The sequence below is a fragment of the Ureibacillus terrenus genome (assembly GCF_006569205.1).
Lineage (GTDB): Bacteria > Bacillota > Bacilli > Bacillales_A > Planococcaceae > Ureibacillus > Ureibacillus terrenus.
On record NZ_VIGD01000005.1, the window covers coordinates 127,313 to 141,141 of the forward strand.

General features: G+C 45.4%; 10 protein-coding genes. 3 read left to right on the top strand and 7 right to left on the bottom strand.

What is annotated here, in order from left to right:
• Positions 1-281: 281 nt before the first annotated feature.
• The 6 genes from FKZ59_RS05460 to FKZ59_RS05485 all read right to left on the bottom strand — a co-directional run bounded on the left by FKZ59_RS05460 (position 282) and on the right by FKZ59_RS05485 (position 6,838).
• Positions 282-932, bottom strand: coding sequence for a ComF family protein (locus tag FKZ59_RS05460; protein ID WP_141601739.1), 651 nt, complete (start codon positions 930-932; stop codon positions 282-284).
• A 72-nt stretch (positions 933-1,004) separates the two neighbouring features.
• Complete coding sequence (locus FKZ59_RS05465) at positions 1,005-2,435, bottom strand: DEAD/DEAH box helicase (protein ID WP_141601740.1); 1,431 nt, start codon at positions 2,433-2,435, stop codon at positions 1,005-1,007.
• Between the two features lie 121 nt (positions 2,436-2,556).
• A complete protein-coding gene (locus FKZ59_RS05470) occupies positions 2,557-3,420 on the bottom strand; it encodes a DegV family protein (protein ID WP_141601741.1) in 864 nt (287 codons plus the stop codon).
• 571 nt (positions 3,421-3,991) lie between these two features.
• Entirely contained in the window at positions 3,992-4,555 is a 564-nt protein-coding gene (locus FKZ59_RS05475) for a nuclear transport factor 2 family protein (protein WP_141601742.1), read from the bottom strand.
• A gap of 410 nt (positions 4,556-4,965) precedes the next feature.
• A complete protein-coding gene (locus tag FKZ59_RS05480) occupies positions 4,966-5,640 on the bottom strand; it encodes a response regulator (protein WP_141601743.1) in 675 nt (224 codons plus the stop codon).
• Positions 5,641-5,665: 25 nt separating this feature from the next.
• Positions 5,666-6,838: a sensor histidine kinase gene (locus FKZ59_RS05485; protein WP_141601744.1), complete on the bottom strand. Its 1,173-nt coding sequence runs from the start codon at positions 6,836-6,838 to the stop codon at positions 5,666-5,668.
• 170 nt (positions 6,839-7,008) lie between these two features.
• On the opposite strand from FKZ59_RS05485, the gene FKZ59_RS05490 reads away from it, so the two are divergent.
• The gene (locus FKZ59_RS05490; RefSeq protein ID WP_141601745.1) at positions 7,009-7,644 is read left to right on the top strand and encodes a YigZ family protein; all 636 of its coding nucleotides are present in this window, start codon (positions 7,009-7,011) and stop codon (positions 7,642-7,644) included.
• Between the two features lie 219 nt (positions 7,645-7,863).
• A complete protein-coding gene (locus FKZ59_RS05495) occupies positions 7,864-8,931 on the top strand; it encodes an LCP family protein (protein ID WP_141601746.1) in 1,068 nt (355 codons plus the stop codon).
• A gap of 1,116 nt (positions 8,932-10,047) precedes the next feature.
• Here the strand turns inward: FKZ59_RS05495 and FKZ59_RS05500 are convergent.
• Positions 10,048-11,115, bottom strand: coding sequence for a glycosyltransferase family 4 protein (locus FKZ59_RS05500; protein ID WP_141601747.1), 1,068 nt, complete (start codon positions 11,113-11,115; stop codon positions 10,048-10,050).
• A gap of 311 nt (positions 11,116-11,426) precedes the next feature.
• Here FKZ59_RS05500 and secA2 point away from each other — a divergent pair, with 311 nt between their 5' ends.
• Positions 11,427-13,799, top strand: a complete 2,373-nt coding sequence (gene secA2, locus FKZ59_RS05505) for an accessory Sec system translocase SecA2 (RefSeq protein ID WP_141601748.1) — start codon at positions 11,427-11,429, stop codon at positions 13,797-13,799.
• Positions 13,800-13,829: the final 30 nt, after the last annotated feature.

Consider the following 13,829-nt stretch of genomic DNA (forward strand, 5'->3'; position numbering starts at 1 on the left):
TGGAAAAGACATCCTTTTTCCAAATCCGCTCTTTTGGGCTTTTTGGACAGCCCTTCGCCAAATCCCGGCCATCCGCCAGAATCAGACGAGGAAAGGGAGACAGAAATGAGAAGATACAATCGCTGGATTACACTCCAGCAAGCAAAAAACCGAAGAAGAAAAGGACTGCAAAACAGCCTTTGCCCTTCATTCAAAGGAGCAAATATAATACTCACCGCTCAAATTATTGCATAAATCGCCCCGCACAATTTTTGTAGAATTTGTTTCAATTTTATGACAACTTAAAACATCAATGGGGATGCTTTTATGGCTTCCTGACCTCCTTTCGCCCTGATCAAAGTAAAAGCTTTGACCGATTTGGCTCCCCCCTCCATCAGCACCTGTGTGGCATGGCGGATGGTCGTGCCTGTGGTATAGATATCATCCACAAGGAGAAGATCCTTTCCCTCCACTTGCGCATCTTCCCTTAACACAAAAAGTTGGGGCGTTTTCATCCGTTCCTCCCTCGATTTCCCGGCCTGCGCTTCCGTTGTCGTTTTTTCCAGCACATGAACAAAGGGGATGCGCGCCTGCCTGAGCAATTCATCCACGTGGCTGAACGTGCGTTCCTTCCATTTCTCCGGATGCATTGGAATCGGAACGATCAGTTCTTTCCGGTTTTTCAAATGCCGATGAATTTCCCCGGCGAACACTTTGGCAAGGAGCACATCACGCATGAACTTGTAGCGGTGCAAATAATCTTGCATCGCTTCGTTATAGTAATAAAGGGAATCAACTTCTTCGTTCCCCTCATGACGATACCGCTCAAATTTCCCTTCGCATTCTTGGCATATCGCCTGGGGGAACCGGTTGACAAACAGCCTTTTCCAATCCATCCGAATCGTGAGCGGTGCATTGCAAAGAAGGCAATGGTCGATTTCGCGCCGGTTCATCCAATCCCCCTTTTTTCCGGAATTCGCCATTTTCATTTGCCGCTCGTACTCAGCTAATGGAACAACCGTCTTTCATGTTCGAAATCCTTCCTTATTTAACCGAAGAATTTCATTTCTTGCCGCGTCCATTTCGACGGAGATGCCGTGGTGAAAAAAGACGATGTCCCCATTTGGAAAATCCGCATGCCGCCCCGCCCTGCCGCTGATTTGAATCAGCGCGCCGGACGTGAAAATCTTGGATTCCGCCCCGACCACCGCCACTTGCACATTTTTGATCGTCACCCCCCTCTCCAGAATCGTTGTGGTCAATAATCCGGGGATCTCCCCATTCCGGAGTTTCATCACCTTCTCCTTCCGTTCCGAATCTTTTGCGTGAACGCCGCAAATGTCCGGATGGATCTCCTGAAACAAAGGGATCGCCTTTTCCATCAACGGAATCGCCGGAAAGAAAATAAAAAACGGTTCCTCTCGCCCAAGTCTCCTCTTTGTCCAATGCATCAGCTTCTTCGGCAGTTTCCCTTTATCGATTTGCCTGTCATAAAACCAAAGGGGCTCAAACCTCGGCACCGGAAGCGGGTGGCCATGGTACCTTCGCGGAATAAAAGAACAGCCCCATCTTTCTTTTTTCACTTTCGTCAACAGCTCCGAGGTTGGCGTTGCCGTGACAAATGCAACGGGCGCACCCTCTTTCCTTGCTTTCCAAACCGCCTTTTGCAAAGACCGGTCATAGGTGTATGGAAAAGCATCCGCTTCATCCACAATGACAACATCGAAGGCCTTTTCAAAACGGTAAAGCTGATGGGTCGTGGCAATCACAAGCTGCGCAAGGCCCTTTTGCTCCGGGGCATCGCCATAATAGGCATGCATAATCGTATTTGGAAAAGCCTTTTGGAAACGGGGAAATAATTCCAATACGACATCCGTCCTCGGGGTGGCGATGCAGATTCTCCATCCTTTCCGCAAACAATGGAACACGGCCGGGAACAATATCTCCGTCTTCCCCGCACCGCAGACCGCATGCAATAAATGGTTCCTTTTCCGCCCAATGCTCTCCCTTAGTTCTTCGGCCGCTTGTTGCTGCAGGACGGTAAAAGAGCCGTTCCAATCAAAAACATGCCGTTTCGGGAATATGCCGGAAGGGCCGTTCCAAACCAACAGTTCCGTGCAGCAGCTCATCCTCCCCATATTGATGCAATGCCTGCAGTAAACACACGCTTTCCCGCATCGGGCGCAGTCGAATTCCACAAATTCGCGCTGATTGTCGTTATGGCAGCGGTTGCAAAAATATCTTTTTCCGAAAAGAGACGGGGAGGATGGTTTGATTGATATTGCCGGTTTGATTTTGAAAAAACTTCTTGAAATATAGCAATCCAGCTTTTCTTTTGAAAAAGGGGCGTGTTCCCTGGACCAGATTTTCCCCAGAAAGAAATCCCGGATTTCCGGCTCCGCAATGATTCCCTTGTACCGCTTCGACTCCCGGTTTCTCCGCAAAATGTACTTCATGGTTTCCTCCTTTCTGGACTTCATGCATCCGTCCTTTTCTGAATGACAGAACAATTTACTCCCTTTTTCATGGATTCCACCTTCCAACCCCAATAAAAATAGCCCCTACATTCCGTAGAGGCTACACTCCCTGTTCTTCTTCGCTTACCGGCACCCAGCCGAGCCCCAAAGAACCTTCGCCCAGATGCGTGCCGATGACCGGTCCGAAATAGCTCAATGAAAATGCCACATTCGGAAACTTTTCCTGCAGTTTCGCCATCCATTCGCGGGCTTCCCGCTCGCGATTGGCATGAATCACCATGGAGTAAAGCCGGTCATATTTTGCCGCATCTTGCGCCAGAAGCTCTTCCACCCGGTTCAGCGCTTTTTTCTTCGTGCGGATCTTTTCAAAAGGCACAATGACTTTATTTTCAAAATGAAGCACCGGCTTGATTTGCAACAATCCTCCGACAAGGGCCGCGGCCGAGGAAAGCCTTCCTCCCCGTTGCAAGTGGGACAAATCATCGACAATAAAGTAGGCACGCATTTGGCGTTTTATTTCTTCCAGTTTCTCCAAAATCTCGGAGGAAGATTTCCCTTCTTGCGCCATTTTCGCAGCCTGGATCGCATAATACCCTTGCGGCGCGCAGGAAATCTCGCTGTCGAAACCATGCACTACAATGCCTTCCACCATGCTTCCCGCCTGCAGCGCGCTCTGGAACGTGCCGCTGATGCCGCTGGACAAATGAATGCAAATCACTTCATCATAGTCTTTTGCCAATGTTTCGAACAACTCCACAAATTTTCCGATCGGCGGCTGGGAAGTCTTCGGAAACACTTTGGAATTACGGACTTTATCGTAAAACTCCTGTGCCTGGATTTCAATTTCCTCTTCATAAACGCCGTCTTCCAGCGTGACGCTCAAAGGGATCATGAAAATATTGTATTTCTTCCGCTCTTCGGGCGATAAATAGGCAGTACTATCGGTTACGACTGCAATGCTCATTTTCCACACTCCTATGAAACCTATCATACAGTAATATTGCGTTCTTGAAAATATCCTTCAGTACTTTCCTGAAAAGCCGAACAATCATAGAATACCTTCAAATTGCGCCATAGGCTAGAGGAAACAGAAAATTTTTTCTCCCTCCGGCTTTCGTGGAAATGGAGGACCTTCCTTGATGGAATTATATTGGAAAGCATCATCCCCATTGGAACAATATATTCGCAAAACTTGATATGACAATTGCCGGCAGATGAAATTGAGAACATCGCCAACTTTAAATTTATTATCGCCGCTTCAGGCCATTTTATCGTCGAAATCCACTAAATAATCGCCATGAGACAAAAATCCTCTTCCGGCCATCGGATAATCGCCAATTCCGAAAACATAATCGCCATTCTAGGTCATTTTATCTCCATTTTCCGGAAAATCATCGCCAAGCCGAATGAAATCCTCTTCCCGAACCTTGATAATCGCCAATTCCATCGCCAAGTTGATAAAATTCTTCTTGCCATCTCCACTTCCGATGACAATAAAAAAGGAGGGCTTGCTTTTCGCCCTCTTTCTTCATCCGTCATTCATCCAATTTTTCCATGCCGACAATCCGGGTAATTTTCCAATCGCCATCTTCTTTGACAAAGATGGTGACTTGTCTCACCGTCCGGTTGAGCGTGGCATCGGTGCCGTGTTCTTTTACATGATAATCGATGTTGGCAACCACTTGCGCTTCATCGTCGCTGTATTTCACAATAGTCGCATCCGAATCGACAAGCTTCACATCATGATTTTTAAACGTTTCCTTGACCACTTCGATTTCTTCGTCATAATTGAATCCGCTGGCGTTTTTGGAAAGAACTTTTCCATATCGCCCGATATCTTTGTCGTTGAAGGCATCAATATATTCGTTAAAGGCAGCCATAATTTTTGCTTTTTCCGCCGCCGGAACATTTTCGGCTTCCACGAATGCTTCGCCGATCATTTCAAAGCCGACGGAATCCTCCGGCTGCCCGTTGGATTTCTCATGGTTGGCCGTTGCATTATAAGCTTCTTCGGATGTTCCGTTGGATTCTGATTTTGTATTGCCGCATGCAGATAACAGGAAAACTGCCGCCACTGCAAACATCAGCCATTTCTTCATGTACCTTTACCTCCCCTGCGCACTATTGTAGCATAAGTACCATTTCCATTTCTATCGGCACAAATTTTTCTTCGGCCTTTCAATTCCTTCCCATACCCTTTGGCTCAAACCTCATTTTCATATGCTTATGGAATTAGCACCACACCCTTTTCGGCAAATCCGGTGGAAAGGCAGTTTGCCTTCCATGCGAAAGACATTCTTATGACGAAATCACTATGAACATTGTTGCATGTGGAAAGCAAAAACATATCATCGGAGACGCGGTTCCTTTCCGACGCTTCCATTGCTCACCAAAATCCCCCATTGTGCCGCTTTCAGCCAAAAAATAAAAATCCAATTAACGGTTTACCGTTAATTGGATTTTGCAGATAGAAATATGTAATCTCTATTTCTAAATGTCTATGTGTGAATTACCTTACTTCCACCCAGCCGTTCTTAATGGCAGTCACCACTGCTTGAGTGCGGTCGTTGACATTCATTTTTTGCAAAATGCTGGATACATGGTTTTTCACCGTTTTTTCGGAGATGAACAATGTTTCGCCGATTGCACGGTTGGACTGTCCATCCGTCAATAACTGCAACACTTCGCATTCACGTTTTGTCAACAAGTGGAATGGGCGTCGTACTTCTGTTTGATGGAAGCTTCCTTTATTTTCGTTTTCGCTTAATCGGCGGAATTCTGCCACCAAGTTTTTCGTCACTTTCGGATGCAGGTAAGAACCGCCGTTTGCCACCACTTTGATGGCTTCCACAATTTCATCCGCATCCATTTCTTTCAGCATGTAGCCCAATGCGCCGGATTTCAATGCATGCGTCACATAAGATTCATCATCATGGATGGAAAGCATAATCACTTTGGCATCCGGGAATTCTTTGATGAGTTCCGCTGTCGCTTCCACGCCATTTTTTCCCGGCATGTTGATATCCATCAGCACGACATCCGGGAAATGCTCACGGTACATGCTGACGATATCGGTGCCGTCATCGCCTTCCGCCACCACTTCAAAAGTCTCTTCAAACTCCAAAATGCGTTTTACCCCTTCACGGAATAGTTGATGATCATCGATGATAATGATTTTTGTCACAAAACATTCCCCCTCTAAACAAATCTCATTTGTCAGATTTCAGTTGTTGGTCTGGATATGGTATTTTAAACATCACTATCGTTCCGCAGCCCACTTTTGACTTGATTTCCATTGAACCTTTTAAGATTTCCACTCTTTCTTTCATTCCGATGATACCAAAGGATTGGTCCCTTTTCTTGCCAGGGTCGAAACCATTTCCGTTATCTTTCACAATGACGTTCAAACTGTTGGGATTCCATTCGAGCTTGACCCAAATATCTTTCGGTTTTCCATGTTTGACGGAGTTATTCACGCATTCCTGGACAAGCCGGAAAATGGCGACTTCGTAGTTTGAAGGCAACCGGATTTCACTGTTATAGGATTGAAAATGTATGTCAATTCCTTTGTTATAGTCCATGATAGTACATAAATATTTTTTTAAAGTCGGAACAATGCCTAAATCGTCCAAGGCCATTGGGCGCAAATCGTAAATGATTCTTCTGACTTCGGACAACGCTTCCCTTACGGCCGCTTTGAGGGCGGAAATTTCCCGCATGGCTTCTTCCACGCCTTTTTCGCGGTAAATTCTTTCGATCAAATCCGTGCGCATCAAAACGTTGGCCATCATTTGCGCAGGGCCGTCATGGATATCCCGGGACAATTTTTTCCTTTCTTCTTCCTGAGCCGCAATGATATTGATGCCGAATTCATGCTTCAATTTGGCTTCTTCCAGAGCAGCACCCACACTTTTTAAATCGGATGTCAAATAATTTAGCACGACATTCACTTGGTTTACTATATGATCGGCCCGTTGTATTGTATCATATAGTACTTTCAGCCGGCGTTCAAGGTCATCCCGCTTCTCCCTCAAGCTCCGTTCTTCCGCTTCGGAAAGGGACAGGCGGATTTGCAAATCCTGGGCAATTTCGTATACCTCCTTGATTTGCTGTTCGGAATATCTATCAAAATTTCTGCTGACCTCAACGAGCCTTTGTTTCGCCAATCGTGTTTGTCGTGCCAACGTATCGCTGTTTTGGATAACAACCTTCAATTTTTGCTTGATCATTTCCAATTCGATTTTCATTTCTTCAAAGCTTCTGCGGCTTTGTTCGCTGATGGCGAAAATATCGTTTTTCGAATTGGTTATGTTTTCAATCATCCGATTAAAAATAAAATCGATGGACTGTATATCAATTTTGCTTTTTTCATCTAAATGCATGATTTGTCCCCAACCCATAAGGTGTAATATAATATAAAAAAGTTCATAGTAGTAAATAAGGTTATGATTTTAACATTATTATACCATTTTCAAAGGAAGATTTAAGAAAAAATTTTATTACAATTGTTACAAAATACATTGGTCTTTTGGAAGATAAAGGAGTATCAATAATGCGAAAAGACTACAAAACGGTAAAGGGCTACGGAGAAAAAGAAATTGTCATTTCCAAATCCCGCTTCATTGCTTACGTCAACAGAGCGGAAACGGAAGAGGAAGCGATAAATTTTATCAATAAAATAAAAAAACTTCATTATAATGCGACCCATAATTGTTCATGCTATTTGATTGGGGAACATAATCAAATCCAGAAAGCCAATGATGATGGGGAACCCGGCGGGACGGCAGGCGTTCCCATGTTAGAAGTGCTGAAAAAGCAGGGCCTCCAGGATACGGTGGTGGTTGTGACGCGATACTTCGGAGGCATCAAGCTTGGAGCGGGAGGGCTTGTCCGCGCTTACAGCAAGGCGACATCGGAAGGGCTTGCAGCGGCGCAGATCGTGGAAAGAAGGCTTCACCATGTCATGAAAGTGACCATTGATTATACATGGCTTGGAAAAGTGGAAAATGAAATCCGCAATTCGCAATATACGCTGGCTGACATACAATATTCCGATCACGTGGAAATCTTCGTCCATGTATTGAAAGACGAAGAACAGGCCTTTACGGAATGGATGACGGAATTGACGAACGGTCAGGCAAAAATCGATTGCGTCGACAAAATTTTTGTTGAGAAAGTGGTAAGTTGAGTTTTGTTTGGATTTTCCTAGCAAAAATATTGAAGATTTTTGTCAAAAATGCTTTGTCATATTTTTTTAATTTACTGTTTTTCGACATCGTAGTATAATTAAGCAGATTTAACAATTTGTTTTTCGCATAAGATTTACCTGTGATGAATCTTATCATGAAAGCCAATAATAAACCTAACAAAACATTATTCCTACGCACGTTAGAGGAGAGTTTTCCAAATGAAACGAACTGAAAAAAGAAATAAAAGGACCAAATTATCATTGATGCTTAAAGTATTTGCAATTTTTGCTGCATCATTCCTGATTTGTGCAACCGCCTACGGAATCTATTTAACGAAAAAAGCCGAGCACGCGGCAAATCAGTCTTATGAAGAATTAGACCGACAATCCTCTTCCAAACGGGATACTAAAGCTGAAGCGTTGAGCGACAATATCTCCATTTTATTCATCGGAGTGGACGACAGCGAAGTGCGCGCCCAAGGTTCAGACCATTCCCGCTCAGACGCATTGATGCTGATGACCTTAAACCGCAAAGAAAAATCCGTGAAATTGTTGAGCATTCCCCGAGATTCTTACGTATATATTCCAGATGTAGGTTATGAAGATAAAATTACACACGCCCATGCCTTTGGAGGTACACAGGCCACAATCGAAACAGTGGAAGAGCTGCTGGACGTTCCGGTGGATTACTATGTACGGATGAACTTCAATGCATTTATTGAAGTGGTCGATGCCCTCGGCGGAATTGATTTGGATGTCAATATCCCATACGCTTTCTATGAAAAGGACGAAAACGATCAATATTCCATCTATTTGGAACCCGGATATCATCATTTGAATGGACGCGAAGCATTGGCATTGGCAAGAACGCGGAAACATGATACAGATATTGCCCGCGGAGTACGCCAGCAGGACATTTTGAAAGCCATCGCCAAAAAAGCTTTATCGGTTTCCTCCATTTCCAAATATGATGACGTGATTGTGGCAATCGGCGACAACATGAAAACAAACTTGACCTTTGATGACATGAAAGCATTGCTTGCTTATTTCTCCGGCGGCATGCCGCAAATCGACACCCTCACGTTGCAAGGGGAAGGCGACATGTCTACAGGCATTTACTACTACAAGCTGGATGAAGAATCTTTGGAAGAAACAAAACAAATTTTACAAACCCATTTGGGCATCATCCCGGGTAAATCAAGTTCAAACATCTCCGAAATCGGCAGTGAAGACGAAGAATATAATGATTCTTATTCGTATTCTCCCGCATCCAACTGGAATCAATAAATCGGTCAGGAACATTGATGATGGATCGTCAACATTTTTCGGGAACAATACACTCTCAAGAAATTTGAGAGTGTATTTTTTTATGGAAAGGGTAGCAGTTATTACAATTTCAAGTTTGAACGTGTTTTTGGAAAATTAACCTCGGAAAATTATGGATGATTTTTGGAGGATAATTACTTGTGCAGAACTTGGACAAATGAGCCGGCTTCTTGGGGTTGGGAGCTCAGTTTGCGCACCCGGGCAGGTTTCTCGGACACTTAGGAATTTCAACCTGCGGATCAGTAGTGTTTACCTGGGCTGATTAGAAAATGAACTTGAACCGATGGAATCCAGCTTGGGCACTTAGGAGGACAACTTGTGCAAAAAATGTTCTTTCTTGGGCGGATAAAGGCTCCTCTTGGGCAAATATCGTACCTTCTTGGGTGGATAAAGGTTCTGCTTGGGCATATATTGTACCTTCTTGGGCGGACAAAGGTTCTGCTTGGGCACTTAAGACTTAAACTAGGGCGCTTGCACTCCCCTCTTGGGCGCTTACTGCCTCAACTCGGGCGCTTAGCTCACAACCTTGGGCGCTTACTGCTTCAACTCGGGTTCTTAACACACAACCTTGGGCCCTTACTATCTCAACTCGGGCGCTTCACACACAACCTTAGTCACTTACTATCCCATCTCGGGCGCTTCACACACAACCTTGGGCACTTACTATCCCATCTCGGGCGCTTAGCTGCCAATCTTGGGCATTTAATACAACAGCTCGGGCACTTACCTTCCAATCTGAGCATTAATCTCCAACCTTGGGCGCTTAAGACCCGATCCCGCGCACTTGCATTCCACTTCTCCCCTAATCTCTCGCACTTAAAATCCTTCCGAATCGTGAACTCATAACCCCTTCCCGCAAAACAAAAACCGCCGCTTCAAAAGAAGCAGCGGTAATTCACAATTCATTCATATAAAATTCAAAATGCCATACGCACAAACCATCCACATTCTGCATATAACAAACATATGTAGCGCAATTATCTCCTCCGCCCTTGCAACCGCGAAGGAAATTCCCGCAAACAAAGCTCTGTCCCGTCATAGCGCTTTATACAAACAAACGGCTTTAATCGATCCGCCCTATCGGCTTACCAGCATCTTCACCAGATTAAGCAACGGACGGTAGTTTTTGCCCGCCAGTCCGATCACTTCGACAAACAGCTCGAGGGCGATCAAAATCACCGTAATCAATAAAATGGCTCCCCAGAGTTTCGCCATGGAGAAGATGATGGCTGCAACGCCGAACATCGCGGCAATTCCATAAATGATCAATACCGTTTGGCGATGGGAGAATCCCATTTTCATTAAACAGTGATGCAAATGGGATTTGTCCGGGTCGGACCATTTTTGCTTATTGCGCACGCGGCGCACAATCGCAAAGAATGTATCGGAAATAGGCACTCCCAATAAAATAACCGGAATGATGAACGATACCAACGTCAAGTTTTTGAAACCTAACAACGAAAGCACCGCAATCATAAACCCTAAAAACAAGGCGCCTGTATCGCCCATGAAAATTTTTGCGGGATGAAAGTTAAAGAATAAAAATCCAATCGTACTGCATGCTAATATTGCGGCAACGGCCAAAACGAACGTATTCCCCATGATGAAGGCCATCGTTGCAAGGGTGATCAACGCAATCGTCGACACGCCCGCCGCCAATCCGTCAAGACCGTCAATCAAGTTTACCGCATTCGTAATTCCGACAATCCAAAGCAATGTAAATGGCACACTCAAAAATCCGAACGTCATTATGCCATTGTCAAAAGGCAAGTTGATGAAATCAATTTGCACGCCGCCCACAAAAATCACGATCAAAGCGGCAATAATTTGGCCAAGCATCTTTTTCTTGGCACTGATTTGATATTTGTCGTCCAAAATGCCGGTGATCACGATCACCAAGGCGCCCAACACGATGGACAAAGGCATCAGGGCACTTTCATATGAAGGTCTTTCAGGTCTGAGGATTGCTAGTCCTATCAAAAATGAAATAAATATTGCTAAACCACCTAAACGTGGCATTATTTTCTGATGCACTTTCCGGTAATTTGGCGCGTCCACTGCACCTATTTTGAAAGCCAGGCGCCGGACAAGCGGAGTCAGTACGATGGACGCAATCAGCGCCGCTGCCAAAGACACGTAAACCATGTCTATCCTCCTTAAAAATTTTGCATACGTCTGTACCATCCAAACCCAAAAAATTCTGCATACATCTAAACCCATGTTATTATAGCACGAATCAATTGGAAAACATAGTCTTTGCTATCAAATGTAATGAAAAATACATTAATTCCGCATCGAAAATAAAACTTCGCTTTTCGCGGAAAATTACCGTTTTTCGGGCAATTGTCTTCAAATTTATTTTCCCCGTTATCGAAGTAGTCATACCTTTTAAAGTTTGATAGAATTACATAGATATCCATAACTTTCATGAGACTGTCCAGAGGAGCGTCAAATCTATGTTCTCCATCTTCAAACACAAAGAAAAAACGGGCAAACGCGAATTAAGGCAATATTATCAAATCGTGGAAAAAATCAATCAACTTGAAAATAAATACTCATCCATGCCGGATGATGAACTTCGAAAGATGACGGGCCGCTTTAAAGAACTTCTGGCAAATGGCGCGCCGCTGTCAAGCATCATCCCTGACGCCTTCGCGGTCGTAAGGGAAGCTTCACGGCGGGTAATCGGCATGCGCCATTACGATGTGCAATTAATCGGCGGCCTCGTGCTGGCGGAAGGAAACATCGCCGAAATGGCGACCGGCGAAGGGAAAACCCTGGTCGCTTCCCTTCCGTCCTATGTCAGGGCCTTGGAAGGAAAAGGCGTGCACGTCATTACGGTTAACGACTACTTGGCAAAACGGGACTTCGAATTAATCGGGCAAATCCACCAATTTTTAGGATTAACCGTCGGATTGAATTTGCCTTCCATGGATACCGGGCAGAAGAAAAAAGCTTATCAGGCGGATATTACATACGGCATCGGCACCGAATTCGGTTTTGACTACCTGCGCGACAACATGGTTTACCAATTGGAAGATAAAGTGCAACGCCCTTATCACTTCGCCATCATTGACGAAGTGGATTCCGTACTGATCGACGAAGCGAAAACGCCGCTCATCATAGCCGGCAAAACACCTCCCCGGGAAGAACTGATCCGGACGGCTGCGGCGCTTGTCAAAACCTTTCAAAAGGACAAAGATTACGAATATGATCCGGAAACAAAGGCGGCCTCTTTGACCGAGCAAGGAATCGACAAAACGGAAGCGGCATTCGGCATCGATAATTTATACGACGTGGAAAATCAAGTCTTGTTCCACTATGTCATCCAGGCGGTCCGCGCCAAAGTCATGTTTCAACGGGACGTCGACTACATTGTGAAAGATGGGCAAATCAAGCTCATCGATATGTTTACGGGCCGCATCCTGGAAGGACGGGCCTTGTCCGACGGATTGCACCAGGCCATCGAAGCGAAAGAAGGGATGCCGCTCACCGACGAAAACAAAGTACAGGCCCATATCACCATCCAAAACTATTTCCGCATGTACCCCATCCTTTCCGGAATGACCGGCACCGCGAAAACACAGGAAAAGGAATTCCTAGAAGTGTACAACATGCGCGTTGTCCAAATCCCGACCAACCGACCGGTCATCCGGATCGACCATCCGGACATCGTTTTCGAAACGCGGGAGGCAAAATACGAATATGTCGCCCAGGAAGCGAAAAGATGCCAAACAAAGGGGCAACCCGTCCTGATCGGCACAACTTCCATTCTACAATCCGAAGAATTGGCAAAATATCTTGATAAACACCACATCGGCTATCAATTGCTGAACGCCAAAAACGCCGAGCAGGAAGCGGAACTAATTGCCCGGGCCGGCCAAAAAGGGCAAGTTACGGTTGCCACCAATATGGCCGGCCGGGGGACGGACATCAAGCTGGGCGAAGGTGTGGCGGAATTGGGCGGACTGTACGTCATCGGCACCGAAAAACATGAAAGCCGCCGGATCGATCTTCAACTTCGGGGCCGTTCCGGACGCCAAGGCGACCCCGGGGAATCCCGGTTCATTCTCTCGCTCGAGGACGAGATGCTGCAGCGCTTTGCGGCAGAAGACGTGGAAAAATTTATAAAAAAAATGGTGACCGACGAGAAACGGCAAATTCTGAACAAAGAGGTGCGGGAACTGGTCGGCCGCACCCAACAAATCGTCGAAGGCCTGCAATTCACCATCCGCCAATATAACCTGCAGCTGGACAACGTCATCAATGAGCATCGAAACCTCATCTATGCTCTAAGGGATCGGGTGCTGCAAAAAGAATCCCTTGTCGGCGCATTGCTCAAAATGCTTTCTGATACAATCGAATTCGCGGTGCGCGAACATTGCGCCGATGAAATGGACCGCGCTGAATGGAGATTTGACGAAATCGAACACACCTTAAACGCTTTCTTCCTGGAAAACATCGCGCTTGATCGCTCAGCGTCAAAAACAAAACAAATTTTTGACCAGGTGGAATCCGGACGTTTACAATTGCAAAACTGGATCCAATCCTTTGAACGGGATGAAGAATTCCTGAACATCTCCCAGCCCGTCATCCTGAGATTGATCGATGACATGTGGACCAATCACCTGACCCAAATGACATATCTGAAGGAAGGAATCGGGCTGCGCAGCTACCAGGGAGAAGATCCGATGCAAGTCTATCAGCAAGAAGGAATTAAATTATTCGCAAAAAATTTACAAAGGCTTCGGCGTCAAATTTTGGAAGAATCGGTATCGTTGATGAAAACCCTCCGAAATGAAGGACAAAAGGCAAATCCTGTCCAATAAACGGAAACTCCGCACAGATCAAGAATGGTT